21 protein-coding genes are annotated in these 26,947 nt (G+C 43.6%); 18 read left to right on the top strand and 3 right to left on the bottom strand.

Going from position 1 to position 26,947, the window contains the following annotated elements; genetic code table 11:
• Positions 1 to 79: 79 nt before the first annotated feature.
• Together F459_RS0110815 and F459_RS0110820 are read right to left on the bottom strand one after the other, a co-directional pair.
• Entirely contained in the window at positions 80 to 1,216 is a 1,137-nt protein-coding gene (locus F459_RS0110815; RefSeq protein WP_322786011.1) for a PAS domain-containing protein, read from the bottom strand.
• Positions 1,217 to 1,450: 234 nt separating this feature from the next.
• Positions 1,451 to 2,548, bottom strand: coding sequence for a GntR family transcriptional regulator (locus tag F459_RS0110820; RefSeq protein ID WP_020612742.1), 1,098 nt, complete (start codon positions 2,546 to 2,548; stop codon positions 1,451 to 1,453).
• Positions 2,549 to 2,789: 241 nt separating this feature from the next.
• Here F459_RS0110820 and F459_RS0110825 point away from each other — a divergent pair, with 241 nt between their 5' ends.
• The 18 genes from F459_RS0110825 to F459_RS0110910 all read left to right on the top strand — a co-directional run bounded on the left by F459_RS0110825 (position 2,790) and on the right by F459_RS0110910 (position 25,578).
• Positions 2,790 to 3,776: an ABC transporter substrate-binding protein gene (locus F459_RS0110825; RefSeq protein ID WP_020612743.1), complete on the top strand. Its 987-nt coding sequence runs from the start codon at positions 2,790 to 2,792 to the stop codon at positions 3,774 to 3,776.
• 62 nt (positions 3,777 to 3,838) lie between these two features.
• Positions 3,839 to 5,884, top strand: a complete 2,046-nt coding sequence (locus F459_RS0110830) for an ABC transporter permease (RefSeq protein WP_020612744.1) — start codon at positions 3,839 to 3,841, stop codon at positions 5,882 to 5,884.
• A complete protein-coding gene (locus F459_RS0110835; protein ID WP_020612745.1) occupies positions 5,871 to 6,923 on the top strand; it encodes an ABC transporter ATP-binding protein in 1,053 nt (350 codons plus the stop codon). Before F459_RS0110830 ends, F459_RS0110835 begins: the two co-directional genes overlap by 14 nt.
• Positions 6,904 to 9,198 (top strand): amylo-alpha-1,6-glucosidase, encoded by a 2,295-nt coding sequence (locus tag F459_RS0110840; RefSeq protein WP_020612746.1) that lies wholly within the window; start codon positions 6,904 to 6,906, stop codon positions 9,196 to 9,198. The genes F459_RS0110835 and F459_RS0110840 overlap by 20 nt, the downstream gene beginning before the upstream one ends.
• 132 nt (positions 9,199 to 9,330) lie before the next feature.
• On the top strand, positions 9,331 to 10,341 hold the full coding sequence (locus F459_RS0110845) for a LacI family DNA-binding transcriptional regulator (RefSeq protein WP_020612747.1): 1,011 nt from the start codon (positions 9,331 to 9,333) through the stop codon (positions 10,339 to 10,341).
• Between the two features lie 246 nt (positions 10,342 to 10,587).
• Positions 10,588 to 12,018, top strand: a complete 1,431-nt coding sequence (locus F459_RS0110850) for a histidine-type phosphatase (protein ID WP_020612748.1) — start codon at positions 10,588 to 10,590, stop codon at positions 12,016 to 12,018.
• A 166-nt stretch (positions 12,019 to 12,184) separates the two neighbouring features.
• Positions 12,185 to 13,246: an ABC transporter substrate-binding protein gene (locus F459_RS0110855; RefSeq protein ID WP_020612749.1), complete on the top strand. Its 1,062-nt coding sequence runs from the start codon at positions 12,185 to 12,187 to the stop codon at positions 13,244 to 13,246.
• Between the two features lie 52 nt (positions 13,247 to 13,298).
• The gene (locus F459_RS0110860; RefSeq protein WP_020612750.1) at positions 13,299 to 14,984 is read left to right on the top strand and encodes an ABC transporter permease; all 1,686 of its coding nucleotides are present in this window, start codon (positions 13,299 to 13,301) and stop codon (positions 14,982 to 14,984) included.
• 4 nt (positions 14,985 to 14,988) lie between these two features.
• Positions 14,989 to 16,128 (top strand): ABC transporter ATP-binding protein, encoded by a 1,140-nt coding sequence (locus F459_RS0110865; RefSeq protein ID WP_020612751.1) that lies wholly within the window; start codon positions 14,989 to 14,991, stop codon positions 16,126 to 16,128.
• Positions 16,121 to 16,927, top strand: coding sequence for a Cof-type HAD-IIB family hydrolase (locus F459_RS0110870; protein WP_020612752.1), 807 nt, complete (start codon positions 16,121 to 16,123; stop codon positions 16,925 to 16,927). The genes F459_RS0110865 and F459_RS0110870 overlap by 8 nt, the downstream gene beginning before the upstream one ends.
• The gene (locus tag F459_RS0110875; RefSeq protein ID WP_020612753.1) at positions 16,924 to 17,817 is read left to right on the top strand and encodes a PfkB family carbohydrate kinase; all 894 of its coding nucleotides are present in this window, start codon (positions 16,924 to 16,926) and stop codon (positions 17,815 to 17,817) included. Before F459_RS0110870 ends, F459_RS0110875 begins: the two co-directional genes overlap by 4 nt.
• 72 nt (positions 17,818 to 17,889) lie before the next feature.
• Entirely contained in the window at positions 17,890 to 18,894 is a 1,005-nt protein-coding gene (locus tag F459_RS0110880; RefSeq protein WP_020612754.1) for a LacI family DNA-binding transcriptional regulator, read from the top strand.
• Between the two features lie 48 nt (positions 18,895 to 18,942).
• Entirely contained in the window at positions 18,943 to 19,638 is a 696-nt protein-coding gene (locus tag F459_RS0110885) for a PHP domain-containing protein (protein WP_020612755.1), read from the top strand.
• Entirely contained in the window at positions 19,629 to 20,390 is a 762-nt protein-coding gene (locus F459_RS0110890; protein WP_020612756.1) for an HAD family hydrolase, read from the top strand. The genes F459_RS0110885 and F459_RS0110890 overlap by 10 nt, the downstream gene beginning before the upstream one ends.
• 225 nt (positions 20,391 to 20,615) lie before the next feature.
• The gene (locus tag F459_RS0110895; RefSeq protein WP_245540150.1) at positions 20,616 to 22,256 is read left to right on the top strand and encodes an ABC transporter permease; all 1,641 of its coding nucleotides are present in this window, start codon (positions 20,616 to 20,618) and stop codon (positions 22,254 to 22,256) included.
• Between the two features lies 1 nt (position 22,257).
• Positions 22,258 to 23,397: an ABC transporter ATP-binding protein gene (locus tag F459_RS0110900; RefSeq protein WP_020612758.1), complete on the top strand. Its 1,140-nt coding sequence runs from the start codon at positions 22,258 to 22,260 to the stop codon at positions 23,395 to 23,397.
• Between the two features lie 63 nt (positions 23,398 to 23,460).
• Complete coding sequence (locus F459_RS0110905; RefSeq protein ID WP_020612759.1) at positions 23,461 to 24,639, top strand: ABC transporter substrate-binding protein; 1,179 nt, start codon at positions 23,461 to 23,463, stop codon at positions 24,637 to 24,639.
• Between the two features lie 84 nt (positions 24,640 to 24,723).
• Complete coding sequence (locus tag F459_RS0110910; RefSeq protein WP_245540151.1) at positions 24,724 to 25,578, top strand: PfkB family carbohydrate kinase; 855 nt, start codon at positions 24,724 to 24,726, stop codon at positions 25,576 to 25,578.
• A gap of 216 nt (positions 25,579 to 25,794) precedes the next feature.
• On the opposite strand, the gene F459_RS0110920 is transcribed toward F459_RS0110910, so the two are convergent.
• Positions 25,795 to 26,928: a DUF362 domain-containing protein gene (locus F459_RS0110920; RefSeq protein ID WP_020612762.1), complete on the bottom strand. Its 1,134-nt coding sequence runs from the start codon at positions 26,926 to 26,928 to the stop codon at positions 25,795 to 25,797.
• Between the last annotated feature and the right edge of the window lie 19 nt (positions 26,929 to 26,947).

Consider the following 26,947-nt stretch of genomic DNA (forward strand, 5'->3'; position numbering starts at 1 on the left):
ATGATGGTAGATGGTATGAGGCCCTTCGGACAATGGAAAATAATGCCAGTATAATGCCAGTTTATTGACAGATTTCGTGTTAGTCCTGATAGAAAAGCTCAAGAAGCCGTTCTCGCAGGTTTTCTTTTCGATTTTTGATGCCCAACTTTTCCCTTATCTGCTCCCTGTGGAATTGAACGGTGCGGAGAGTAAGGCTCAAGGTCGAAGCAATTTCTTTTGATGTTTTTCCCTTTAGGATGAAATCGATGATCTGGATTTCCCTGTGGGTGAATTGTTTCAGCAAAGCAAGGGGACTTGCCGTTTGTGTTTCTGCTATAGCATCTTTACCTCCCCAGGTAGAATCGGGTGATTCACTTTTTATCTCCCTGTTCGGAGTAAGATTGCTGTAAAGTGCAGTTGATAAATCAAGCTGCTTTTTGTGGATGAATTCCTGTTGTTTTTCGAGTACAACCTGCAATGCGGTATTAAGTTCGTCTATTTTCTGCTCCTTTTCTTTGAGATCATGCTCAAATTTTCTGTATACACTAACATCTTTGCATATGCCTCTAATTCCTTTATACACTCCCATTATGTCGATTTGAGCAGCAAAACGTATCAGTGTTTCCCGTTGGGGAATTTGCTGTGTCTCTATAACTACCTCAATCTCCTCATGTCCGGAGGATTGTTGTTCTTTTAGCTTTTGGATAAGTATTGAGATCTCTTTCCGACTTTGTTGGTGGATAATGGAAACAAGATGCTTACCGATGAGGGTTCCAGGGTGATAACCTGTGAAGGTTATTGCAGATTGCGAAACATAGCGAAAGTATCCCTTTGTGTCGCATTCGAAAAACCAATCAAAGGAATGACTGGAGAGAAAAATGTTACGGCTTCGCAGGTTAATCATTTCGGTAATATCTTGAAACGAGGAGAGGAAATAACCCTTTTTGTGTCCTTTTCTGTAAAAGAGGGAAAGCGTTGCATCAATTGCAAGCTCCTTATCGGCGTTGGTAAAGGCTCCCAGAAGTCCTTGCCATGTCCCCTGTTGTTTCACCATGTCATAGGCTTGCTGTGCGTTCGACTTATCTTTCCAAAGGCTCAGGACACTTATTCCGATGACTTGTCCGATTCTGGAATATCCCCACAAGGTAAGGAAAGCATGATTGGCATAGACTATCTTTCCTGCCCAATCAGAAATGACTACGGGATTGTGGAAGTAGTCAAAAATCATTGTGAAAATTGTGCTCCTTTGTTACATGCCCGTGCATATGACAATTATGAAGATATTCACTTTCCGAGGGAATTCATTGTGTAGCCTATCACGGATAAAAAAAACTTAGGCTATAGAAAAGTACCAGTACAGTACCAGGAAAAACTATTGGTACTATTTTGTTTGCGTGATATTGAATATATTAGATATTTTTGTGTTTTAATTAATGGCGATCTTGCACACAGTGGCGAACGGGAGAGGGAATCATTCTTGGCCTAACACTATTTTTGATTGGAGAACGATCTGTCGTGTTTGCTGGAGTTTTTCTTCTATTGTTTGCGTAAGAAGCCTTGCCGCCTCTTTTCCTACCTCGTAGTCGGGCTGGATGATTTGGTACACCCTTTCCTTGCAGGGAAGATCGACTACCAACTGATCATGGAGTGCAATGACGATGTCGTTGTACCACTCTTCAGAGAGTAAATTCATTGCAGTGATAAATCCTTTGAGTAATCGGTTGTTTAGGACCACGATTGAATGTAACGTACCTATTCGCCTTAATGCCAATTTTAGTTTCTCAATCTCTTGCACATCTATGGATGTAAAGAGTCTGTTGTCATTTAGTTGGATTATCCACTTCTCGGGAACGGAGATTCCTGCCTCATGCATTGCATCGAGATATCCTGCCTCCCGTTCTTCCATACTTGAGCAGGGCAGGCCTTTTAATAGGATATTTTTCCTATGCCCCCGGGCAATAAGCGCCTTTGTCAAATTATATGTACTTTCACGGTGATTGGAAGAGACATAATTGGCATCGATGCCTGCAACATTTCGATCAACGAGAACAAAAGGAACATTCTTTTCTTGGAGCAACTTGATGATGTTCCGGTTATGATCCTGGTAGGATTCCTCGGTTATGACAGGAGAAAGAATGACACCGTCGATGTTGTTCTGCAAGAGTGATTGAAAGTAATCCTCGACTTTTTTGAAATCCCGATCACCATTGCATATGACTGTATGAATTCTCTGATTCCATAAGAAGTCTTCAATACCGCGTAAAAGAGTGGAACCGAAGCGATCGGAGACATCATCGATGGCAACGCCGATGAGTTTTGCAGGTGATGGCCTTTCTTCGGCCTCTTCCTTTGCCGCGTGTACGAAGGTACCGCGACGCTGCGGGTAGCGTACCAATACTCCGCGGGACACCAATTCCTGCAGTGCTTTCTTTATCGTTATCCGGCTTACATCAAAGTAGACTACTAAATCTCTTTCCGAAGGAATTTGTGATCCAGGTTTCCAATTATTCGATGTTATCTCGTTTTGGATTTTTTCTATAATTTGCTCATATTTATATACTTGCATCATACCTACCAAAAAATGGATATATCCATATATTCACCAATCATAAAATAAATGTCAATCCTTTTTTGTATTTTGGGTATGAAAAAGGTACTTTATAGAAAATAACGTGTTTTGAGGTGAATGATAGACCTTATTTACACCCTTTACCCCAGTTCTGCTTCGACTTTCTTATTGACAGTGTCATAAAGCTATTTTAGAATGGTGATACCCAAAAAATATATGGATATATCCAAAAGGAGACCTTATGAGAAAACCATTGATGTTCCTTATTGTGCTATTGGCAGCTGGGGGATTGCTCTATGCCGGTGGCCAAACGGAAGGTTCCTCACCGGAAGCTGCTTCAGGCTTAAGTGGGGTTGTCACCTTGTATACGCCCCATGGAGCCGAGATCACCGATCCCATCTTAGATGCGTTTCATGCGAAGTATCCTGATATCAAGATCCAAATTGTAAGCGCAGGAACCGGAGAACTGCTGTCGAGGCTTGAGGCCGAAAAAGATAATCCGACCGCCGATGTCATGTGGGGTGGCGATACGATTTCTTTTGAGTCCTACTCGCATCTATTTGCTTCTTATGAATCTCCCGAAGATGCCTCTATGATGAAAAGCGATCCTGCTCATAAATGGCATCCCTTTTCCGTTCTTTGCCAGCCGATCCTTGTCAATACGGATTTAGTGGCGGCAGATGTCTATCCCTCTACCGTTAAGCAGTTAGCCGATGCGGCGTGGAAGGATGGAAAGATTGCCCTTGCCGATCCGAATAAATCTGGCACCGGTTATACCATTGTATCTGGACTTGTCAATGCCTATGGCTGGGATTTCGTTGGGAAACTACTTGATAACTGTGTCGTCACTCCCGGTTCCGATGCTATGTTCAAGGCCGTCAAAGACGGTGAAGTTGCGGTCGGTTTTATCAACGAGGATTTGGGGGCAAAATGGGAGCAGGAAGGCCTGCCGGTTAAAATGATCTATGCGAAGGATGCTGTTACGGTTCAGATGGATGCCGTTGCATTGGTTGCGAATTCCCCGAGCCCTGAAATTGGCAAAGTTGTTCTTGATTTTATTTGTTCGGCGGATGCACATAAGATAGCAGTGGAGCAGATTTCTCGCCGTTCCGCACGAATCGATGTAGATCCCCCTTCCATTCTTCCCGCATTGGGTCAGCTCAATCTTTTTCCTGCAAATGAGCCCCGACAGGTTGTTAATGCGAAGTTTGAAAAATTGGCGCAGTGATTTTTCTTATAAAGCACCTTGATACATCAGGGTGCTTTTTTTCCTAAAAAAAGGAGTACATCTTGAGCCGTATTTTGATCTTCTTTAGGGACCCCTGGAAAATTTTTACTGCAATCGCTCTTGTTTTGCTCATTTCCCTTGTGCTTTTCTCACAGGTATGGATCTGTAAATCCTCCTTTCAAAGAAACGGCGGAGAATTTACCATCAGTACTTCGACCGACGGCGAGCTTCTGTTGGAAGATGAGACGGTGAAAGGATTTTCTTTGTCTCAGGTTTCCGACGGCCGTTATCGTGTAAACCAGGGACATACTCCGCTTTATATCATTACAAGCATGGGGCCTGGTATGCTTGAAATAAAAGCGGTAAATGGAAATATAGCGGACAATACGTCCCTCCAGGAGGGTGCCGCCTCTCTATCAACCGGACCGGATACACTCTGGATATCACAAAAAATTTTTACCGGATTATTTGATGACGGAAGTGATCATCAACCGTTGACACTGCAGAAAAACGCCGAAAACATGGTACGCCTGCAATACCATCCTGGGGCCTTTCTTCTTTTTGCTGATAAGAAAACCCATTATACTCTGTCCAATTATGTGACCTTTTTCCGAAATTCAAAATATCTAAGTGCGGTAAAGAATAGTTTCCTGGTAATGATATTCTCCACACTTATTGCTTCATTTTTTGGTGTCGGACTTGCATACCTTTATGCCAGATATAAGGTTCCGGGCACGAGTTCCGTCTTGACGATTATTACGATGGCCTCCGTTTCTCCTCCTTTCCTTGGTGCATATGCATGGCGAATGTTGTTGGGCAGTTCCGGAGTGATTACCCGGCTTTTTCACCTCAATTGGACCATTGTCGGTTTGCACGGGGTCGTCTGGGTCATAAGCTGGTTGGTTTTTCCCATTATATTTTTACTAACCTATGATGCTTTTATTTCTTTGGACCACTCTTTACGAGAGTGTTCGATGAGTTTAGGGGGGGATCGAAAAAAAACGTTTTTTCGAATCGAACTGCCGATGGCCATGCCCGGAATCCTAAACGGGCTCTATCTTGCAATGATGACTGCGTTTACCGATTTTGGTACCCCATATGTTATTTCGCTGAATTTAAATGTGCTTCCCGTCATGATCTATAAGGAATATATGAATGAGGTCGGCGGAAATCTTTCAATTGCCAGTACGGGAAGCATGCTTATGATTTTTTTCTCCTCGTTGATTCTCATGGCACAGCGGATTTACCTTGCCCGACGCTCTTATGCATCTGTTAAATCGCATCAGCCTTCAGCACGACAGGCGGGAAAGGGAAAAAAACGGCTGATTTATTCTTTGACGGCTGTTGTCCTTGCTTTTGCGTTTCTTCCTCACATTACCGTGGCGATTTCTGCTTTTTTTAAGTGGAAGGTCGGGATTCTGACTTCCACCTTTACTCTGGATAATTTTACGAGATTATTCAGAAGCAACCTCAGTTCTGTCGGCGTGACCTTATTCACAGGAGGTACGGCAACCCTCTTGGATTTTGTCTTCGGGATCGGTATTGCCTTTGTCGTGGTCAAAAAGCGTTACCCCGTTGTTACAAATCTTCTTAATCAACTTGTAATGGTTCCTTATCTGATTCCAGGAACTGTACTTGGTATCGGGTTTATCCTTTTATTCAACCAGCCTCCTATTGTCTTAACAGGGACATGGTTGATTTTGGTTCTTGCCTATTTTATCAGAAAGTTGCCGTATTCGGTAAAGAGTGCAGAATCTGCTTTATATCAGGTCCACTCGGCCTTGGGAGAGGCTGCGGAAAGTCTTGGCGCAAAGCCTATGAGGAGTTTTTGGCAGATTACCTTTCCGCTGATTATCGGTGGTGTTATCAGCGGGGCAACGCTTTCGTTTCTTCAGATAATGACGGAAATAAGTGCTTCTATCATTCTCTATCGTCCTCCGTGGAAGCCCATGACTGCCGTAATTTTTGAGAATACCATCGACGCCGGGGCCGACTTTGGGATTGCATCGGCCATGACTGTGCTGCTGATGGTGATGCTCTATGTGCCCCTCTATATTGTAACCATCAAAGCTCGAAAACCTAAGGAGGTCCGCATTGAAAGTATCTGATACAAATCGGAAAACTACCTCGGTATCAATAAACGAGGTCCAGAAAAATTTCGGTGCTATTCAGGCACTTCGTAATGTTTCACTGGAGATCCATGAAAAAGAGTTTTTCACTCTGTTGGGGCCTTCGGGGTGCGGAAAGACTACTCTTTTACGTAGCATCGCCGGTTTTGAGAAAACGACAAAGGGCGATATCTTTTTTAACGAGGAAAATACGACAAATATTCCGCCGTGGGATAAGAATATCGGTTTTGTCTTTCAAAACTATGCTCTATGGCCGAATAAGAGTGTTTATCGAAATATAGCTTATGGATTGGAACTCAGAAAAAAGGATGCTTCATATATAAAAGAAAAGATCTCATGGGCCCTCGATATGGTTGAGCTTAGCGGAATAGAGAAAAAGTTTCCCGAAGAGTTGAGTGGGGGGCAACAGCAGCGTGTGGCAATCGCTCGTGCCTTGGTAATCGATCCCGATATCCTTCTTTTGGACGAGCCTTTATCCAACCTCGACGCAAAATTACGTATATCATTACGACAGCAAATCAGAAATATACAACGTTCTCTCGAGATCACGGCAGTATACGTGACTCATGATCAGGAGGAGGCCCTCGAGATCTCCGATAGAATCGCCGTGATGAATAAGGGTGAAGTTTTACAGGTCGGTCCGCCGGAAGAAATTTATCAGCGGCCAAGTGACCTCTTTGTAGCGGACTTTATCGGAAAAGCCAATTTTCTTGAGGGCGAATTGCATGGATCAGACTTTAAGCTTCCTGGCAACTTGGTAATAACACTTCAGCCGAAAAACTGTAAGGCTGGTAAGGGAATTCTTTTTACAAGGCCAGAATCCTTCTCTCATTCAAAGGACGAAGGCTTTGGTGGAATTCGCGGACGAATAATTCAGCGATACTATCTTGGTAACTTATATCGATACCGAGTTGATATCGGTAATGAGATGTCTATTCTTCTGGAGACAGGAGAAGAATATAACGAAGGTGATTTGATACAGCTAAAGGTGAACAACTATGAAATCTTTAACCAATAGAGAATCTTTTTTCGCATCCCTTCCCGAAATGAAAGCGTTATTTGGCAACCTTGTTACAGTAAAGGATAAGGAAGGTTGTCACTGTCCCGGCATTCACCAGGGATTTATTGCATCGATCATACAGTTTCAGCCATTGCTTGAAATAGCAGTTTTTACTTCCGATGGCACTAAGGTCGAGTTTACTCTCAAGGAAGCAATATCGACTCCAATAGAGATATGCAAAACCTTCACTTCTTCGCTTGGACTCATTATGGACCAACGCTTTTCCGTATTAGGAAATCAGGTCTTTCTTCACGTTGAATTTTCAAGAGATCCGGATGCGGGAATAAGGGATTTCTCTGTGGATTTTTCGGGAGCGTTACTTTTTTCACCGCAAGGTGTTCCCTATCATTGGGAAGATGAAAAAAAGGTGAACGCTTATATAAAAAGTACCCAAGAGCTCCATGGTATATGGAAAGAGACAAGCTTTGTACTTCGATTTTCCAAAACACTAAAAGGGCTTGCTTTGCATAAGATCAATGCCGAGGAGATAAAAAGGGAACAGTATTTTTCCAGTCACAACCTTAAAAAGCGGTATACCTATTGGGTCGAGAGGCCTCAACGGGGAGGCTATGATGAAGCATCATCTCTTTGCAGCAGAAATATGGGATATGCCGGAGCATGGATTCCGGACTTTGCCGACGGGAAAAAGGCAAGTATCGATATCAATTTTTCCGTTTTATCAACAAATGAAGTTGCTGACTCTGATAGCCCAAAACCGATCGAAGAGGTAACTACTTTACTCAATAATGAATGGGAAGAATATATCAAGAAAATTCCAAATTTTCGGTGTTCGGAAAAAAATCTTGAAAAAATTTATTACACAAGTTGGTATATTCTAAAATCCGGTAGAATCCACTTTCCGGAAAAGCGTTTTACATACCCGTTCACTTCGGTAAATAAATTTCACTACTATAATCAATTTTTTTGGGATTCTGCCTTTCAAGCGATTGCCTGGCTTTGGTTTAACGATCCCGACCCTTCTGAAAGTGAGATGAAAAATTTTGTTGCTCACCAATGGCGAAACGGAATGATTCCCTACGAACTTTTTATGTATCCGGTAAATGGTCGGGAATGGATGGATGGTGATTCTCTCACCTCGGGGACAACGCAACCTCCTGTAATCGGCATCACCTTGAAGGAGGTTTTTACAAAATTCGGCAACAAGGCCTATCTCCATTTTTTCTATGATTCCCTGGTCGAGTATGAAAGGTGGTTGAGCCTTTACCGAGATTTGGGGAAAAGGGGGCTTTCCTCTTATGTAAATATCTGGGAAACGGGTTGGGATAATAGTCCCCGTTTCGATGCTGCGGCCCGGAATAGGGTCCTTGACCCCTTTATTGAGGGGGTTGATTTTAACGTTTATATCTACATCTTGCGCGAGACCATTCTCCAGATTGCTTCTGTTCTTGGTAAGCCTGAACCGCAGGGAATCCGGGAGCATCAGGCAATGACAAAACGCAGCATGAATGAGCTGATGTACAACCAGGAAGATCACTTTTATTACGATTTGGAAGCGGCAACGGATCACAGAATTCCGGTCAAGACTGCGGCCGGGCTTCTCCCTTTGATGACTGATATTCCATCGGCGGCGCAACGTTCGGCTCTCATCGATCGCTATCTATGTTCGGAAAAGGAGTTTCTAACGACCGCTCCCGTGCCGTCGGTAAGCCAGAGTGAAGAAAGTTATAGTTCTTACGATTTTTGGCGGGGAGCGAACTGGCCGCAAATAACCTGGTCCGTGTTGTATGGAATCTGTGAAAGTGAACCGGATGAAGCAGGGAAGGTACTCGATCGATTCCTCCATTCCACAAGTGCAAATGAAAACTGCTATGAATACTACGATTCGGCCACAGGGGAGGGGGCCGGATTACCTTTTCAGGGGTGGGGTGCACTATATACCGATTTTATTATTCGCTTTGTTGTCGGCATACATCCGACGAAAGAAGGGTTCCGATTTAATCCAATTTCCAAAGAATACAGAAATTTTCAGCTTGATAATCTTATCTTGAAGGGGAGAAAAATTTCCATAGAGCGAAAAGGTCAGACGTGGAATATAGGAATTGCAGGATATGGTGTCATTACGTATGTCGAAACTCTCATATGTGATGTTGATCTTTCCGGCGTGGAAATCGCGATCTCTTTTGACCCCAAAAAAGCCGATCTCTCTTCGATTTCTTTTTCCGGTGCCTCTTATTGGCAGGAAAACACGCTTTTTCTAAAAGCTGAATGTTAAACACACAGTTATTGTGTCTTAGGGCCCCATGTTGTTGACATGGGGCCCTACCTCTTGCATGGCAAGTTTCATTTCTTTATTCTTATTATATTGTGCAGCATATCTAACGCCTTTTTCGATTAAGGAATATCTATGGCCGTTACAATAAAGGATATTGCCAAGATTGCCGGTGTCACGCATTCAACCGTTTCGAGATGTTTAAATGATAAGCCGGGAGTTTCCGACGCTATGAGGGCGGAAATAAAACGTATAGCCCAAGATCTCGGCTTTGAATTTAATGCTAATGCGCGGAGTTTGCATACCAGCAAGACGGAGACGATAGGAATTATTCTCAATGAGGCAAATGATGATAATCAACCTCATCTATTTACAAATAATTTTCTTCGGCATATTAGACATCAGCTGGAAGAAGAGGATTTGGATACGATCACGACCTTTCCCCACAATGACTATTCGGGAAAAGATAATATTCAAAAAATTGTCAACAGGCGAAAGGTTGATGGCCTTATACTTCTTACTTCTTCAATCGAAAAAGAAACCGTTGATTTTTTACGGGATGCTGAGATCCCGTTTGTTTTTTCCCACCAGATCCCTCCTGACGAATTTGGTAAGGTTAATGCTGTCTATTGTGACCATCGAAAGGGGGGGTATTTGGCGACTAAACATTTGATCGATTGCGGATACCGGAGGATTCTCTGTGTCACCCGACCCGATCAACGTTTGGAGTTTGCATTACGAACAGATGGCTATCGGCAGGCCTTGGAAGAGGCTGGAATAGCCGTTGATGAGACGATGATCTTAAAGGGGGGATCCTCCTTTGATTTCTGCCCGGAGGATGTGGAACGGGAAATCCTGCAGGTTTCAAAATACGATGCCATCTTTGCCCATACCGATCTTATCGCTCTTGAGATCATGAAAGAATTAGTCAAACATGGTGTTTCTGTTCCTAAGGATATTGCCCTTATGGGCTATGATAATATTGAATTGTGTACCTTTTTTGAACCGCATCTCTCGTCGGTTGCACAACCCCTGGAAGACATATCGATAAAGACCTGTGAAATCCTGATTAAGCAACTCGCCGGTGATAATACGGTAAAACGGTTTGTTTTTCAGCCCCGTTTAATTCCTCGCGAAACGACCTAAAACATAAGAAAAAAATTCCTTTACAAGAGAAGAATTCGGGAATAGCATAAAGCACATCTACTCACACGTGTGCTTTGTGCTATGGAGGAGTGGCCTCTGGTTATACTGTTTGATTGTGTAAAAACAACAGCTGTTTTGTTGATGTGATTATTAATGTGTACAAAGAATAAGTTTTATTCTTTGTCGCATCTGTTTTGTGGGTACCCATTGCATAGAACTCTTTTCAATTTCTAAGGAGATATACCCATGAAAAAAAGGTTCTTATGGGGCGTTCTTGCATCGGTTTTTTTGTTGTGTACTTCGGCTTGTAACACCACGGGAAACCATGCCGAGAGCGGTAAGTCGGAAGTATCTGGATCATTGTTCCTTGGCTCAAAAAGTCCGTACCCGGTACCTACTAATCTTGTCTACACAGAAGCTCCTGCTGGTTATGAGGCCTCGTTTTTGTATGTACTGCATCGACACGGATCTAGAAATTTATCAGGTTTCAAATATGACAAGGCATGGCTTGAATTATTGGATGCTGCTCGAAAAGACGGGCAATTAACAGAAGCCGGGACCATGCTCTATGGGGAAATAAAGCAGATCGCAGATTACGAAATTGGTAAATACGGTCTTTTGACAAACCTCGGGAAAGATGAACTTTTCGGCATCGGAAAAAGGGCTGGAGAAAATTTCAGCGATCTCTTCTGTACTGGAAGCCCTCTTTTCGCCGATGCTACCTACAAAGAGAGAACGCAAGAGTCGAGGGACAGCTTCTTGGCGGGGCTTGTGGCTTCAGGTTATCATGGAGAAATAGATAAAACTTTCTATGAAAAGAAAAAAGATCCCTATCTGCGTCCCATGGATTTGGCAAAGAAGTATAGCGATTATTTTGACAATGGCCTCTGGCATGAAACGATAAAAAAATATCAAAATTGTGATGCTGTACGGCTGATGGCTGAAAGGGTCTGTTCTCAATTTTTTGGAACGCGTTTTCTACGAAAATTGGACAGAGGTGAGATGGAATTCTATGATGAGAAGGGAAAGGTCATAATTGACAGCACTGCTACGGCAAGCTCGGCATTGTATGAACTCTACATCATTCTTCCTGCACTACGTGAAGACGGATTTGCAGATATTAATCTGAAAAAATATTTTCAGGATGACGAGCTTCAGATGTTTGAAACAATACAAAATGCGAAGTCGTTTTATACATATGGCAGTGGAGATCCAGCTTCAGAAAATATCTCACTTAATATTATGGCCCCACTGGCTAAGCACATGATTAATGCTATTGACGAATCTTTGGATGGAAGTTCTCCGTATCTTGCAGTATGTAGTTTTGCTCATGCAGAAACTCTGGTCCCTCTCGTCGGATTTCTTGATATTGAGAATGCCGGTAAGGCTTATGATTCCGTTGAAGAAGCGGTAAAAAACTGGAACACCGCCTATTATGGACCGATGGGCGGAAATTTGCAATTAGTTGTCTATAGGTCACCCGGTAAAGAAGCTCTTATAAAAGTTCTTCTTAACGAAAGAGAAAGCCGATTTTCTGAAGAGATATCCCCTTCCCAGGGGCCTTACTATCGTTGGTCCGAGATCAGACAGTATTATCTTAAAAAGGTAGAGGCTTTGGGCATAGTTCCAAACAGTAGTGTTGAAGATGATATTTTCAATCTGAAGAACAATTTCTAACCGCATACGAAAGGCTTGCTCATGGGACACATTCCTCAAAAATGTGTCCCTTTTGACTTTACCATTTGGGCTTTAACATTTTTCTTTACAAATGCAAGAAACGAAGCTACCATATAACACACACGTGTGCGTTATATGAACAAACGTGTGTTTTAGGAGGGAAAACATGAAAAAACGAGTGATGCTTTTTTTGACTGCGACGATTTTAGGGACAGCTCTTTTACTGAGTTGTGGTGGACGTTCCGCAGAAAAAAGTGACGGAGAAGGAAAAGCTGAGTCGACACACCTTACTATGTATTGTGCTCTTCCAGAAACGGAAATTCCTTCATACCTTGAGGCCTTCAAGGAAGACACCGGGATTACCGTCGATTTTGTACGCTTGTCGGCTGGGGAAGTATTATCAAAGGTTCAGGTTGAAAAGAACAATCCGCAGGCAAGCATTTGGTATGGCGGTAATTGCGATACCTTTATTGCTGCTGCTGCCAATGACCTTCTTGAGCCCTATAAGTCATCGGAGCTGATCAATATTCCTGCCAGTTATCAGGATCCTGATGGCTATTGGTCTCCTGTCTATGTTGGGGCTTTGGCCTTTGCCGTCAACAAGGAGTGGTTTGCGGACCATTCACTTTCCTATCCTACATCCTGGAACGATCTTCTGGATCCGCAATACAAGGATCAGATTTCAATGGCTCATCCCGGATCTTCAGGTACGGCATATACCATTCTGGCCACAATGGTGCAGATGCTTGGAGAGGAAGAGGCCATGGCCTATATGAAGGAACTGGACAAGAATATTCGGCAGTATACAAAATCAGGTTCCGCACCCCCTAAGAATGTTGGGTTGGGGGAGGCCTCCATCGGTCTGGCCTTTTCTCATGATTGTTTAAAGCCGGCCGTTCAAGGATATCCTGTGGAGACTGTCTTTCCGAAGGACGGTACTGGTTATGAGATTGGTGCCATTGCAATTATAAAGAATGGGCCAAAAGAGGAACACGAGAATGCAAAAAAATTCATTGACTGGGTTTTAAGCGAACGAGCTCAGGATATCTATTCGCAAAACAGCTCTTTTCGTCTGCCGGTTAATATGCATGCGCAGGTTCCCTCCGGTGCCATCAGCATCGATAAGCTTCCGATAATAGAATACGATTTTATTTGGGCTGGAGAGAATCGTAAACGACTCATTGAGAAATTCAGCGATGTCGTTTCCAACGCAAATAATCTTAAATAGATGAACCTATCCGGAAGCCTTTTCCGGCTTCCGGTATCTTGAAGGAAGTATTATGAGAAACGGCACCAACGATCTTATGTGGAAGATGAAAATGATAATAAAAGAGCCCATTTTGATTATTTTCATTCTTCTTTTGTTGTTACTTTTAACCGTTTTTGTTTTTTATCCATTATTAATGCTGATAAAATATAGTATCACTGCGGATGGCGGCGAGCTTTCTCTTCAAACCATCTGGGCCGTGGTAAAAAATGGTTCGTATAGAATCATCTTTAGCAACAGCATTAAACTCGGGCTCATCTCGGCATGTATAGCGACGATTATCGGATATATCTTTGCTTTTGCCATTACCCGAACCGAACTCCCCATGAAGGGCTTCATGAAAACAATGGCGACGTTGCCAATTGTATCGCCGCCGTTTGTACTCTCTCTTTCTATTATTTTCCTTTTTGGCAGGAAAGGATTGATTACAAACGGACTGCTGGGGCTCACGGATTTTAATGTATATGGCATGCATAGTTTGATTTTGGTCCAAACAATTTCTTTTTTTCCTGTTGCCTATCTGACGCTTTCTGGTATTTTGCAAGCTATAGACTCTTCGGTGGAAGATGCTGCACTTAACCTTGGGGCTTCACGGTGGAAAATTTTCTGGACCGTGACGTTTCCTTTATCTCTTCCGGGTATCTTTAGTGCATTTCTTTTGGTATTCATACAATCCTTACAGGATTTTAGTAACCCGGCCGTTATCGGTGGGGGATTTCCTACATTGGGCGTTGAAGCGTATCGCGTAATTACCGGCATGTATGATCTAAGAACAGGTGCAATTCTCTCTATCATGTTGTTGATTCCCAGTTTGATGGCCTTTCTCCTCCAGCGATACTGGATAAGCGGAAAGGGGTTTGTCACTGTAACCGGTAAGCCCTCTCAGAATAGAACCAAGTTGAATCAGAGGCACATTGTCATACCGCTTTTTGCGGTTTGCTTACTTTTTTGCGCCGTCATTGTACTTTTCTATGGAACGGTCATTGTCGGAGCCTTTGTAAAAGTTTGGGGCGTAAATTATTCCTTTACCCTTGATCATTTTCGGTATGTCTTTTCCATAGGCTTCAAACCACTGAGGAATGCGGTTACTCTGGCAATTATTGCGACACCTATTACCGGTCTGACAGGGATGGCAATTGCTTTCTTAACGGTCAGAAAAAGTTTCTTTGGTAAGCGCTATATGAGTCTTGCTTCGTTGCTCACCTTTGCCCTTCCCGGGACCGTTGTCGGTATCAGCTATATTCTTGCGTTCAACGATCGTCCTTTTTTGCTGACGGGGACGGCGGTGATTCTTATCTGTGTATTTGTTTTCAGAAATCTTCCGGTAGGAATTGAGGGAGCAAGTTCCGCTCTTATGCAGATTGATCCTTCAATTGAAGAGGCCTCTATAAACATGGGTGCAGGTAGTTTCTATACCTTTTTCCATATAACCCTTCCGTTGATTCGGGGAGCCTTTTTTTCCGGGCTGGTATATTCGTTTGTCAGAGCCATGACGGCGGTGAGTGCCATTATTTTTCTCGTTTCGGCGCGTTGGAATGTTGTCACGACCAGGATTTTTTCACTTTTTGAGGTGAGCCAGTATAGTGATGCCGCAGCGTATATTGTGATAATGATCATCGTAATAGTATGTGCAATTTATGTTCTTAGTTTTCTTGTAAACAAGATGGATCCCGAAAAAAACGCTATGGTAAGGAAATAAAAAGATGAGAAACCGAATTGAGGATGCAATTAAGGCAAAAAGCAGTAGCCTTCGTCTGGTAGATGTGACAAAAAAGTTTCGTCAAATAGGGGGATCAGGAGAGGTTATTGCCGTTGATAATGTTAATCTTTCGATCGAATCAGGTGAGCTTGTTACCCTTTTAGGACCTTCCGGTTGTGGAAAAACTACAACGTTGAGAATGGTTGCAGGATTCGAGAGTGTGACCTCCGGCAAGCTTTTTCTCGGAGATGAAATGATAGAATCCGTACCTCCGAATAAGCGTGATATGGCTATGATGTTTCAGAGCTATGCACTTTTTCCTCATATGACCGTATATAACAATATACGTTATGGTTTGAAGCTAAAAAAACTTCCCGAGGCTGAGATAAAACAGCGGACGAATCAGATAATCGAGCTTATGCAAATCAAAGGTATGGAAAACAGGCTTCCTTCGCAAATCTCCGGGGGACAACAGCAGCGCGTCGCATTAGCAAGGGCTGTCGTCATTGAGCCCAAGGTCTTGCTGTTTGATGAACCTCTTTCAAACCTTGATGCAAAACTTAGGGAATATATGCGTGATGAGCTTCGTGCTCTTCAAAAGCGGTTGGGTATAACCAGCCTGTATGTCACTCACGATCAATCCGAGGCTATGGCTATATCGGATAAAGTGGTACTCATGAATGCCGGGAGGATCGTTCAGGTAGGAACCCCGTTGGATTTGTATAATGAACCGGCGAGCCTTTTTGTTGCAGAGTTTATAGGAAAGTCCAATTTTCTTCCCTGCGAAATAAAGGAAAAAAGTGACGACGGTATTGAGTCGGTTATTCTTGGTGCCAGAATTACCGTACCCTCGCCGGGAAAGCATTTTTCCTTTTTCAAAGGAGAGGCCACTGCCGTAATTCGGCCCGAATTTATTAGGGTATTAGAAAAAGAAGATGGGCAGTTTACAGGAGTAGTACGAAAAACGGTTTTCTTCGGTAATTTTGTCGAATACGAAATAGAAATTAAAAATAGGATCATCAAAGTTGAATCATATTGTCCACTTGAAAAGAAAATATATCAAGTAGAGGATATCGTCGGCATAGCCGTGAATATCGATGGTATACGTTTGCTGAAAAATAACGATGGGGAAGCGGATGCTTGAGTACACACTTGCAATATGTGACATCGACGGGACATTGGTAGATGCTGAGAAAAAGATTTCTTCATTTAATAAAAAGATGATAAAAGAGTTTTGCCGCTGCGGAGGAATGCTCTCTTTTGCAACGGGAAGAATCGAGAAATCGGCGATTCCCTATTACGAAGAATTGGAGATGCATATCCCGATTATTTTATATAACGGGGCAAGAATTTATCACCCCGATACCAAAACGGCGATCTATGATTCCTTTCTTACCACGTGTGATGTCGATAGGGCCATAGATCTTTTACCACAATTCCCTTTTGATTATGTTTTTTATTCGAATGGAGAGGCTTATACCCTGAAGAGGTCCGATAATGTACGCCGATACGAAGAGGGTGATAGAATTACTTGTGCCTTGATCGACAGTGTGGACGTGCTAAAAGAAAGGGAGATAACAAAAATTCTGATGATCGGTGATAATAGTTTGTTTAAGAAATTTCGGGACCTTTTCTCGGATGATGCTGCTACCTCTGCCCGACTTGTGCAATCTGAATTAAATTTCCTTGAAATTCTTCCAAGTGCTGTGAGCAAAGGAAGTTCGTTATTGCATTTGGCCGACTACCTCGGGATCAATATAAAACGGATTGCCTGTTTTGGCGACGGCTTGAATGACATGGAGATGATACGCAATGCGGGACTGGGGGTTGCCATGGGCAATGCTCGTCAGGAATTAAAAGATGCTGCCGATATAGTTGCTCCTTCCAATACCGAAGATGGAGTTGGAAAGATCTTAAAAGCCATCATGGAGAAAAAAATATGACATACGATATAACAATGATCGGGCATATCTCAAAAGATGTCATGATTTACCCTGAAGAGGAGCAAAGATTTATCGGAGGACCTGTCATCTATTCCTCAATCGCCGCTACTCGTTCGGGAAAACGGATACATGTTATTACAAAATGTTCGGAAAAAGATAAAGCGGCGCTATGCGGTATGGAAGCGGAGGGCGTGAAGGTTAGCTGGTTAGCTTCGCCCGATACAACCAGTATAGAAAATATATATCTTTCCGATGATCGCGAAAGGCGAAAGGTTCGGCTTTTAAGTAAAGCCTCTTCTTTTTCTCTCGAAGAACTCCCGGAAGCAGGAAGCCTCATCTTCCATTTGGCAGGTTTATTTAAGGACGAGATACCTGATGCCATTATTCCTCATCTTGCAAAGAAAGGGAGTGTCGGTGTCGATGCCCAGGGCCTTCTTCGATGCAACGAGAAAGGAGCGCTTTTTTTCAAGAACTGGGAAAACGCCCATCAGCTCATGCCCCATATCAGCTATTTTAAGGCGGATGCAATGGAGGCTGAAATCCTAACCGGAACCTCTGATAGAAAAGATGCCGCACGGATTCTTGCGGATATGGGGGCAAAAGAGATCGTCATTACCCATCATGACGGAGTTCTCGTTTTGGTAAACGGCGAATTTTTCTATGCTCCCTATACTGCTGCAAACCTGTCCGGCAGGACTGGCCGGGGTGATACCACCTTTGCCGCCTACATGGCTGTTCGACTTGATTCCGATCCCTCTTGGGCAACGGCTTATGCCGCCGCCCTCTGTTCCATGAAAATGGAAGCCCCTGGCCCATTCTCGGGGACTGAGGAAATGGTATATGAACGAATGAAGCATATGGGATTTTCTCGTGAGAGCCAGGAAAAATAGTCAAGCGAAAAAAATTGACCGCTGTACATATGCATGCTATAATTACTTAAACGTTTGAGTTGAGGGATTGTCATGCGAGTGACCATCAAAGATATTGCGAGAGAGGCGGGGGTCTCGACTGCTGCCGTGTCCAAGGCCTTGAATGGACAACCGGATATTGGCGAAACAACACGGTTACGAATTATCCGGATAAGTCGTGAATTGGGTTATACCCCGAATATGATTGCCCGCAATTTGGTAACAAAGGGGAATAAGACCATTGGTGTATTAATTCCCGATATTTCCACGCCCATCTATCCTCGTATCTATAAGGGGATAAATGAAACGGCCATGAAGTACGGATATACACTTTTGCTTGGCGACACCAAGCGGAGCATAGAAAGCGAAAAGAAATATATCATGACGATGATGGAGAACCGGGTGGCCGGGCTCCTTGTCAGTCCTGTTAGCAATGATATCTCTCATATTGTACAGGTTGTTCGGGGACAGATACCGATCATCTATTTCGGTGGAAAGGTCAACGATGCAATGAAGAATTCCATCGGTATCGATAATTATCACGGCGCCATGCTCGCCATTGATTATCTAACGGGGCTTGGACATAAGGATATTATCATGATCTGTGATGATCTTGATACGAAAACACGACACGATCGAGTCGATGGATATAGGGAGGCAATGGAAAAAAAAGGGTTGAAGCCTCTTGTCGTTTTTAACAATGAAGGTTTAAAAGGTCGTCAGTGTGGTGTTTCGGCCATACGCCATATCATTGCGGGGAGGACACTTCCTACGGCTGTTTTTGCCTTGAACGATTTGATGGCGATAGGGGCTATGGAGGCTCTCTCCGAGGCGGGGCTACGGGTTCCCGAGGCTGTTTCCGTGATGGGTTATGATGATATTTCATTTGCATCTCTCCCGATGATAGGACTTTCTACCATCTGGCAACCAAAGTTCAAAACAGGAGAGATGGCCCTTGAGCTGTTACATAAAAAGTTGCAGGACGATCCTGTAACAGAAGATCGCAAGATTGTCTTGCAGCCTGAACTGAGGATCAGGACATCGACCTGTCGAATATAAATTTTTTGTTTAATACTTAAACGTTTAAGTATGAAGGAGTTTAGATACATGAAAAGATCGTATGCATATGAAACTCATGCTCATACGACCGAAGTAAGCAGTTGTGGCCGAGTAAGAGCTGCCGATGCTCTTCGAATGTACAAGCGTGCCGGCTACCAGGGCATTATTTTTACCGACCATTTTCATGACGATTATTTCTCTTCTCTTGGAGAGATGCCTTGGGAGGCCAAGATCGATTGCTATCTTACAGGCTATCGGGAAGCTGTCAAAGTGGCCCGGACATTGGACATGGATGTTTTATGGGGAATGGAGCTGCGCTTTACCGAAAACGATAACGATTACCTTGTCTATGGAATAGATAGCGACTTCTTGAAGGGGTGGGAAGATCTTCATCGTTCATCAATCAGCATATTCATGGAATCAATTAAGAGTAGGACAGATGTTCTGGTGTATCAGGCTCATCCTTTTCGCGATGGCTGTCGGTTGGTAGATCCTGTGATCGTCCATGGCTTGGAAATCTATAACGGAAATCCTCGACATGATTCAAGAAATAATCTTGCCGCACAGGCGGCTGCGGAAAACCGTACGCTTATCTTGTCCGGTTCTGATTTTCACAGGCCCGGCGATCTGGCAAGCGGCGGGGTGTTCCTGCCTGAACGTATCTCCTGTAATGCCGAACTTATTGCCGCTTTGAAAGCTATTCGTTATGACGCTTTAATCATAAAGGAACCTGCATGCAAATAGATACCGTACTCTTTGATATGGGGGGAACACTGGAAGAGATTTCGTATTCCTCTACTGTAGGATCGATGATTGAAAAACGTTTTGAAAACATTTTAAAGGTTCCTTTTTCGTCGATTACGACGGAAGGAGGCGATGCTTTCTATAAGATACTCCTTGAGCGATATAGCGAATATCGTTGTTTTAGGGAAAGAACCTGTATCGAGGTTCATCCAGCCATGGTATGGAGGGATTGGATTCTGAAAGGACTTGCGATTCCAGATAATGTTATTTTTGATCATTGTGAAGAACTTGCCTATTTCTGGGAAACAGAAGTAATCAACCGCTGTTGCCGGAAAAATACCGCAGTGATGCTTGAGAAATTACATTCTCGAGATATCAAGATGGGTATTATCAGTAATACTGGCAGCTTCACTCAGGTGTATAAATCACTGGACCGATACGGAATCCGTTCTTTTTTTGACAAGATCGCACTTTCCTGCGCCTATGGTATTCGTAAGCCACATGGATTCTTGTTCAGGGATATTCTGAATCAGATGGGTGCCGATGCGAAAAAGACACTCTTTGTGGGCGATACAATAACTCGAGATGTACTTGGAGCAAAAAATGCAGGTCTGTTCGGATCGATTCAAATTCAGTCCGATTTTACAAAACTCAGTGACGGTACACTCTCCGAAGATAGCCGACCTGATTATATCATCCAGGATCTCATGAGCATTCCATCGATCATCGATGAGATCAATCAACGTCAATAAAAACATCATACCGAAAAAGGGGGGTATGTAATGGTTCCTTCTGAAATTTCAGCGATGGGGAAATTTAGTAAAAAAATGCATTATAATAAAACCAGATTATTTAATTACCTGCGGAATCCCCCGAATCTGATTACCATCGTATCTATTATTGTCCTATTATATTTGGTAGTCATTCCGTTGTGGGAAATTCTTAGTAATACGTTTCAACTACAATTCCGTGATGCAATGAAAACCGGTCTCTCCGAAGGCTCCTTTACCTTACGCTATTGGATACAGACTTTTGCCAGTACCATAAGTAAGGCAATGTTTTATAAACCCCTGGTTAATTCTTTGCTCATCTCCCTGAATGTTTCTATATTCGGTATCCTCATCGGTGGAATCCTGGCGTGGCTGGTTACCCGTACAGATCTACCTTTGAAGAACTTTTTTTCATTTATTCTTGTTGTTGCGTATATGGTTCCCTCGTGGTGTAAGGCTCTGTCTTGGCAGATTATCTTTAAAAACGATAGGATCGGCGGATATCCTGGTATGTTTCAGTCTATCTTCAAGATAGCGCCACCCAACTGGATATCATATGGCTTTTTTCCAATCGTCATTACGTTGTCCTTGCATTATTTTGTGTTTTCTTTCCTACTCATTTCCGCGGCGCTGTCCTCCATCGGAGGGGATCTTGAAGAGATGGCGGAGATAACAGGAGCAAAACGAAGTACCATTTTACGGAAGATTACCTTTCCTTTGGTCATGCCGGCCATCCTGTCCTCGTTTATTTTGACCTTCTCAAAGGCAATAGGCTCTTTCGGTGCACCGGCGTTTTTGGGGCTAAAGGTGAACTATTACACCTTGTCGACCATGATCTATGCCAATATCCGTAACCGTATGACCACTCAGGCGTTTACTTTGTCGATTATATTGATTCTCGTTGCCAGTTTTACGGTTTATCTCAACCAGAAGGCCATTGGAAAACGAAAGAGCTTTACGACAATTGGCGGAAAGAGTACACGTAAAAATTTTATTAGGCTCAAGAAATTTAAACCCCTGGTTACCATCGCGGTTTTCCTCTTTGTCGTTTTGGGCGTCATTATGCCGCTGGTCGTTTTGGTCCTTCAAAGCCTCATGTTGAAGAAAGGGGTCTACAGCCCGAGTAATTTGACTTTCCATTTCTGGATTGGTGAGAGTAATCCCGCTATAGCCGATGGAGAAGCAGGTATTTTTCATAATCCGAGAATCTGGCTTGCTCTTGTCAATACGATGAAGCTTGTTATTATAACGTCTTTAATCGCAACTGTTGTCGGTCTTCTTTTGGGATACATCATCTCAAGAGGACGCAAGAAAATCAGCGGTCGGTTTATCGAGCAAATTTCTTTTACCCCTATGCTGATTCCTTCTATTGCGTTGAGTACCATCTATCTTTCAATGTTTTCCAAACAGCAGCTCTTCCTGCCTGTTCTGTACGGCACCTTTTCGTTGCTCGTTCTGATCAGCATTGTGAAATATCTGCCCTTTGCCGTTCGATCGGGAACCAGTAGCATGATGCAAATTAATAGTGAACTTGAAGAGGCCGCAAAGATAGAGGGAACACCATGGAGGAAAATTTTTTCAAGGCTGATCCTCCCTCTCGCCAAAGGAGGAATTTTTAGTGCCTTTTTATTGATCTTTATTAGCGGAATGAAAGAGTTGGCATTAATTATGCTGTTAGTCACGCCCGAAACCGCCACCCTGACGACCTTAACCTATTCGTATACGGAGTCGGGTTTTGAGCAGTTTTCCGATGCAATTACAACATTAATTATTTTTATCATTATCGCTGTTAATTTCATTGCCAGAAAAGTCAGTAAAGCGGACATTTCCCAAGGAATAGGAGGTTGATATGAGCCGTATAGAACTGAATAAGGTAAATAAATACTATGATAAAGCACTTATCCTGAAGGATGTTGACCTTGTAGTAGAGGAGGGGGATTTCATGACCCTTCTTGGTCCGTCGGGATGTGGAAAGACCACCACGTTGCGTGTTATTTCCGGCTTGGAGAATCCTCAAAGTGGCACGGTGTCTATCGATGGCAGGGTTGTGGCCGACCCGAAAAGTGGTAGGTTTGAGCCGCCCGCCAAACGGGATCTCAACCTTGTTTTTCAAAGCTATGCTCTTTGGCCCCATATGACCGTTTTTGAAAATGTTGCCTTTGGTCTGACCGTAAAAAAAGTTCCCAAAAACGAGATTAAGAGGAGCGTAATGTCCGCATTGGAGAGGATGCAAATCGGGCAGTACGCCGATCGCTATCCTTCGGAATTATCAGGTGGGCAACAACAGCGGGTTGCCATAGCACGAGCCATTGTTTCCCAACCTAAAATTCTTCTTTTAGATGAACCGCTTTCCAATTTAGATGCAAAACTCCGTATAGATATGCGTGCCGAATTAAAGCGCCTGCACAAAGAGTTGAAGACCACAATCATCTACGTAACCCACGACCAGGTCGAAGCGCTTACCCTTTCTTCCAAAATTGCCGTCTATTTTGAAGGGGTGCTTACACAATGCAATACACCAAGCGAAATTTACAACAACCCTGCTACATTGCGGGTTGCAGAGTTTATTGGTAATCCGAAGATTAATTTCCTTTCGGGTACCCTCGCGGATATAACAGATAATCAATTAACTGTTCAATGCAGTTTCGGATCTCTTACATGTAAGAATATCAATGAAAGAGGCAACGACTCCGTACACATCGTTTCCGAATCATTTTCCGGGCTTGAGGTAACCGTTGCTATTCGTCCCGAAGACATCCTTATCGAAAAAAGTGAGCAAGACGGATATATCCCATGTTGCATTTCTTCTATTCTCCCTGCCGGATCGGAAACACTGCTGGAGCTTGAATTAGTAAATACTCTTCTCATGGTGAAAGAGGTTGGACCTCAACGCTTTGATGTCGGCGATACGGTCTGGGTCTACATGAAGCAGGAGCGAATGAATTTATATGAAACTGAAAACGGCACTTTGATTATGCGTGCTCAATGATGGAATCTATCGGAACCAAATACATACACGGGTCCGATTAATTTTTTGTAAAGGAGAAGATCGATGAAGCATGTAAAACGATTAGGTATTCTGGCAGTTATCCTTCTTTTGGTGTTTGCATTTTCTTCCTGCTCGAATAGTAAGAGCGAGAAGGGGACAGCCTCCATTTCGGATGGGAAAAGTTGGGAGGAAACTTCAGGATTTAATGACAACCTAAGTGTGGAAGAACTTTACGAAAAAGCCAAAGAAGAGAAAACCGTTACGATTTATTCTATGTCCAGCAGACTTAACGACGTTAAAGAGAGCTTTGAAGCGCAATATCCGGGGGTTGAAGTCGTTGTCTACGATATGAGAAATTCCGAAATTTTAGAAAAGTTCCAAAGAGAATACAACGCCGGTATCCATACTGCAGACGTGCTTTTTATAAAGGACACCGATGGGGCTGTTTACAATGAGTTTGTTAAAATGGGGCTTTTGAAAGAATACATTCCCCAGAATATGATGAAGAGTGCTCTTCCCGAGTACCAAAAAGGCGCCTATGTTCCTTACTTTGAGATGAAGCAAATTTTCTACAATTCAGAAGTGTACGATTCTTGCCCCATTGATAATTGGTGGGATCTGACACGCCCTGAATACAACGGTAAGATTATTCTGAGGAGTCCAATAGAAAATTCCGAAATCATGGGACTGTTTATTGCCTTTGTAAAGAATAGTGATGATATGGCTTCTGCTTATGAAAAAGAGTTTGGTGAAAAGCTGGTTTTAAACGGAACGGAAAATGCCGGTTATGAATTTTTAAAACGTCTTATCAATAATGATTTGATTATCATGACGTCAGATACCGATATTACTGAGGCTGTCGGGGCTCCTGGACAAAGTGATCCTCCTTTCGGGATTGCAACCTCCAGCAAGATGCGTAAAGCAGGTGATGATCTGCTGATTAATGTTGCCAATGATTTGTTACCTCGTTTGGGCGTGCTTGATCCTGCATATCTCTATATTACCGATCAATCGGAACATGTGAATGCTGCAAAACTTCTACTTCGTTGGATTGGCGGTGAGGCCGATGGAACGGGTGAGGGATTTAAACCCTTTCATGTCAGAGGTTCCTGGCCTTCACGTACGGACGTTGCTCCTATCGACACACCTCCCCTGAATTCCCTGAACCTATGGCCCTTGGATCTTAACTATAACTACATGATCCTTGATGATATGCGGAATTTCTGGCTTACCTTGCAATAATTCTTTTCGCTTCGCAACCGGGATGTACATAAGGCATCTCCGGTTGCGTGCTCCAAGGACAAAAAAATGCTATACGATATAACAATGATCGGTCATGTCTGCAAAGACACTGTATTTGATGTGGGAGTTCGCTCCGAAAGTCTGGGTGGGGCGGTCTATTTCTCTTCTGCCGCCGTATCACGATCGGGAAAGCATGTTCATGTTATTACAAAGGCTGCAGAACAAGATGATGTATTGCTTGATGAGATGAGACAAAGTGGAATAGCGGTTACAAGGCAGGATTCGCCTCAAACAACCTGTATGGCGTTGCATTATGATTCGGCTGATCGTGAGCGACGTGAGATTCTTTTGGCCGCTCAGGCATCGTCGTTTTCTATTGCTTCCTTTCCGCTTGTCGAAAGCCGGATTTTTCACTTGGCAGGATTGGTAAGAGGAGAGATTCCGGAAGCTTTTATCCCCCACTTGGCTCAAAAGGGTGATCTTGCCGTGGATGTTCAGGGTTTTATCCGCTGCAATGAAGGAGAAAGGCTCTTATTTAAACCCTGGGAAAATGCTGATACATTGCTTCCTTTTATTAAATTTTTGAAAACGGATGCTGCCGAGGCGGAAATTCTCACAGGAGAGAAGGACCGAGAGAAGGCTGCTATATTGTTGAATAGAAAAGGGGCGAAAGAGGTCCTCATCACGCATAACAGTGAGGCCCTTTTGTTCGTTGATGGTAAGATCTATACGGCTCCATTTACTCCCTCAAATTTATCCGGCCGTACAGGGCGGGGAGACACCACTTTTGCCGCTTATCTTGCAAGACGTGTGGAAGATGCACACCCAGCCGAGGCTCTGCGGTATGCCGCTGCGCTCTGCTCTATTAAGATGGAGCATCCCGGTCCCTTTGAGGGAAATATCAGTGACGTATATGCGCGGATGAAAACAATGATATAATTTCTCGAAAAATGGTAAAATTTTCCTTAAAAAGAGGTGGAATGTATAAAGTACCATTGTATATTTAAATATATAATGGTACACTTCCTAAACGGTTCGTTGAACCAAATCTTTTTTTTCGGCTGTGCCCCGGTTCCCGCCGGGGACTTTTTTACATATCATGATGGCAAAAATCGAATCCCGAACGGTCTGCTTTGATGCTGTCGACGGCATTGCTCATTTCATTATAACAAGCTCATAATCCCGGGTGCCTATGCCGATTTTCTCTGCATGCGCTAAGCAGGTATGCCATTCGGATTCGGGAGTGGAGTTGATGAAATGATCATGTTGATCAATGAAGCCCGGTTTTGCCATGTTCTCAGATAGTTGACTACCAGGAAGCGGTGCAGCCTTCAGACAGGCATCTGCACAAGCCTGGTCCAGAGCCAGGGGATCAAAGGATGCAAACATGCCTAAATTAGGGAGAATGGGTGCATCATTTTCTCCGTGACAATCACAGTTGGGCGAGACATCCACTACCAAAGAAATGTGAAAGTTAGGCCGACCATCAAGCACTGCCTTGGTATATTCGGCCATGCGGCGGTTCAAGAGTTCAACAGCGTTGTCGCCACTGAAAGTAATGGCATCAAAATTGCATGCACCCAGACAGCGTCCGCAGCCAACACAATGTTCCTGATTAACATGCATCTTTTTTGCGGTCGCATCAAACTCCAGACCGTTGTTGGCGCACTCCCGTTCGCATCTTCGACAGCCACGGCAAAGAGCCTGGTCGATGTGTGGCTTACCACTGCTGTGCTGATCGGTTTTTCCTGCACGGGAGCCGCAGCCCATGCCGATGTTTTTAATGGTACCGCCGAAGCCCGTCATCTCATGCCCCTTGAAATGGGTCAGACTGATAAACACATCGGCGTCCATAATGGTTCGTCCGATTCGGGCTTCTTTTACATATTCCCCTCCTGACACGGGCACTGCGATATCGTCGGTCCCTTTTAACCCGTCTCCTATCAGGACAGGACAGCCCACGGTCAGAGGGGTAAATCCGTTCTCCCATGCACATTCCAAATGCTCTATCGCATTTTTTCGACTGCCGGGGTACATAGTGTTGCAGTCTGTCAAAAAAGGCTTACCGCCAAGCTCCTTCACGACGTCGACCACGGCTTTAGCATAATTAGGGCGAAGGTAGCTGATATTTCCCAGTTCACCGAAATGCATCTTGATGGCTGCAAACTTGCCATCCATATCGATTTTCCCGATACCGGCTCGTTTTAGTAACTTTTTCAGCTTGGTGGGAAGTCCGTCTCCGAACGCTATAGTGCGAAAATCCGTAAAATAGACCTTTGGTTTTTCCATTCTTCATTTACTCCTGTTT

This window comes from Sediminispirochaeta bajacaliforniensis DSM 16054 (assembly GCF_000378205.1).
Classification (GTDB): Bacteria; Spirochaetota; Spirochaetia; order DSM-16054; family Sediminispirochaetaceae; genus Sediminispirochaeta; species Sediminispirochaeta bajacaliforniensis.

What these genes read in the sequence shown, in the direction of transcription:
- F459_RS0110820 (WP_020612742.1), bottom strand. Translation starts at nt 2,548, where the DNA reads ATGATGCAAGTATATAAATATGAGCAAATTATAGAAAAAATCCAAAAC.
- F459_RS0110825 (WP_020612743.1), top strand. Translation starts at nt 2,790, where the DNA reads ATGAGAAAACCATTGATGTTCCTTATTGTGCTATTGGCAGCTGGGGGA.
- F459_RS0110840 (WP_020612746.1), top strand. Translation starts at nt 6,904, where the DNA reads ATGAAATCTTTAACCAATAGAGAATCTTTTTTCGCATCCCTTCCCGAA.
- F459_RS0110845 (WP_020612747.1), top strand. Translation starts at nt 9,331, where the DNA reads ATGGCCGTTACAATAAAGGATATTGCCAAGATTGCCGGTGTCACGCAT.
- F459_RS0110850 (WP_020612748.1), top strand. Translation starts at nt 10,588, where the DNA reads ATGAAAAAAAGGTTCTTATGGGGCGTTCTTGCATCGGTTTTTTTGTTG.
- F459_RS0110855 (WP_020612749.1), top strand. Translation starts at nt 12,185, where the DNA reads ATGAAAAAACGAGTGATGCTTTTTTTGACTGCGACGATTTTAGGGACA.
- F459_RS0110860 (WP_020612750.1), top strand. Translation starts at nt 13,299, where the DNA reads ATGAGAAACGGCACCAACGATCTTATGTGGAAGATGAAAATGATAATA.
- F459_RS0110865 (WP_020612751.1), top strand. Translation starts at nt 14,989, where the DNA reads ATGAGAAACCGAATTGAGGATGCAATTAAGGCAAAAAGCAGTAGCCTT.
- F459_RS0110870 (WP_020612752.1), top strand. Translation starts at nt 16,121, where the DNA reads ATGCTTGAGTACACACTTGCAATATGTGACATCGACGGGACATTGGTA.
- F459_RS0110875 (WP_020612753.1), top strand. Translation starts at nt 16,924, where the DNA reads ATGACATACGATATAACAATGATCGGGCATATCTCAAAAGATGTCATG.
- F459_RS0110880 (WP_020612754.1), top strand. Translation starts at nt 17,890, where the DNA reads ATGCGAGTGACCATCAAAGATATTGCGAGAGAGGCGGGGGTCTCGACT.
- F459_RS0110885 (WP_020612755.1), top strand. Translation starts at nt 18,943, where the DNA reads ATGAAAAGATCGTATGCATATGAAACTCATGCTCATACGACCGAAGTA.
- F459_RS0110890 (WP_020612756.1), top strand. Translation starts at nt 19,629, where the DNA reads ATGCAAATAGATACCGTACTCTTTGATATGGGGGGAACACTGGAAGAG.
- F459_RS0110895 (WP_245540150.1), top strand. Translation starts at nt 20,616, where the DNA reads ATGAAAACCGGTCTCTCCGAAGGCTCCTTTACCTTACGCTATTGGATA.
- F459_RS0110900 (WP_020612758.1), top strand. Translation starts at nt 22,258, where the DNA reads ATGAGCCGTATAGAACTGAATAAGGTAAATAAATACTATGATAAAGCA.
- F459_RS0110905 (WP_020612759.1), top strand. Translation starts at nt 23,461, where the DNA reads ATGAAGCATGTAAAACGATTAGGTATTCTGGCAGTTATCCTTCTTTTG.
- F459_RS0110910 (WP_245540151.1), top strand. Translation starts at nt 24,724, where the DNA reads ATGATCGGTCATGTCTGCAAAGACACTGTATTTGATGTGGGAGTTCGC.
- F459_RS0110920 (WP_020612762.1), bottom strand. Translation starts at nt 26,928, where the DNA reads ATGGAAAAACCAAAGGTCTATTTTACGGATTTTCGCACTATAGCGTTC.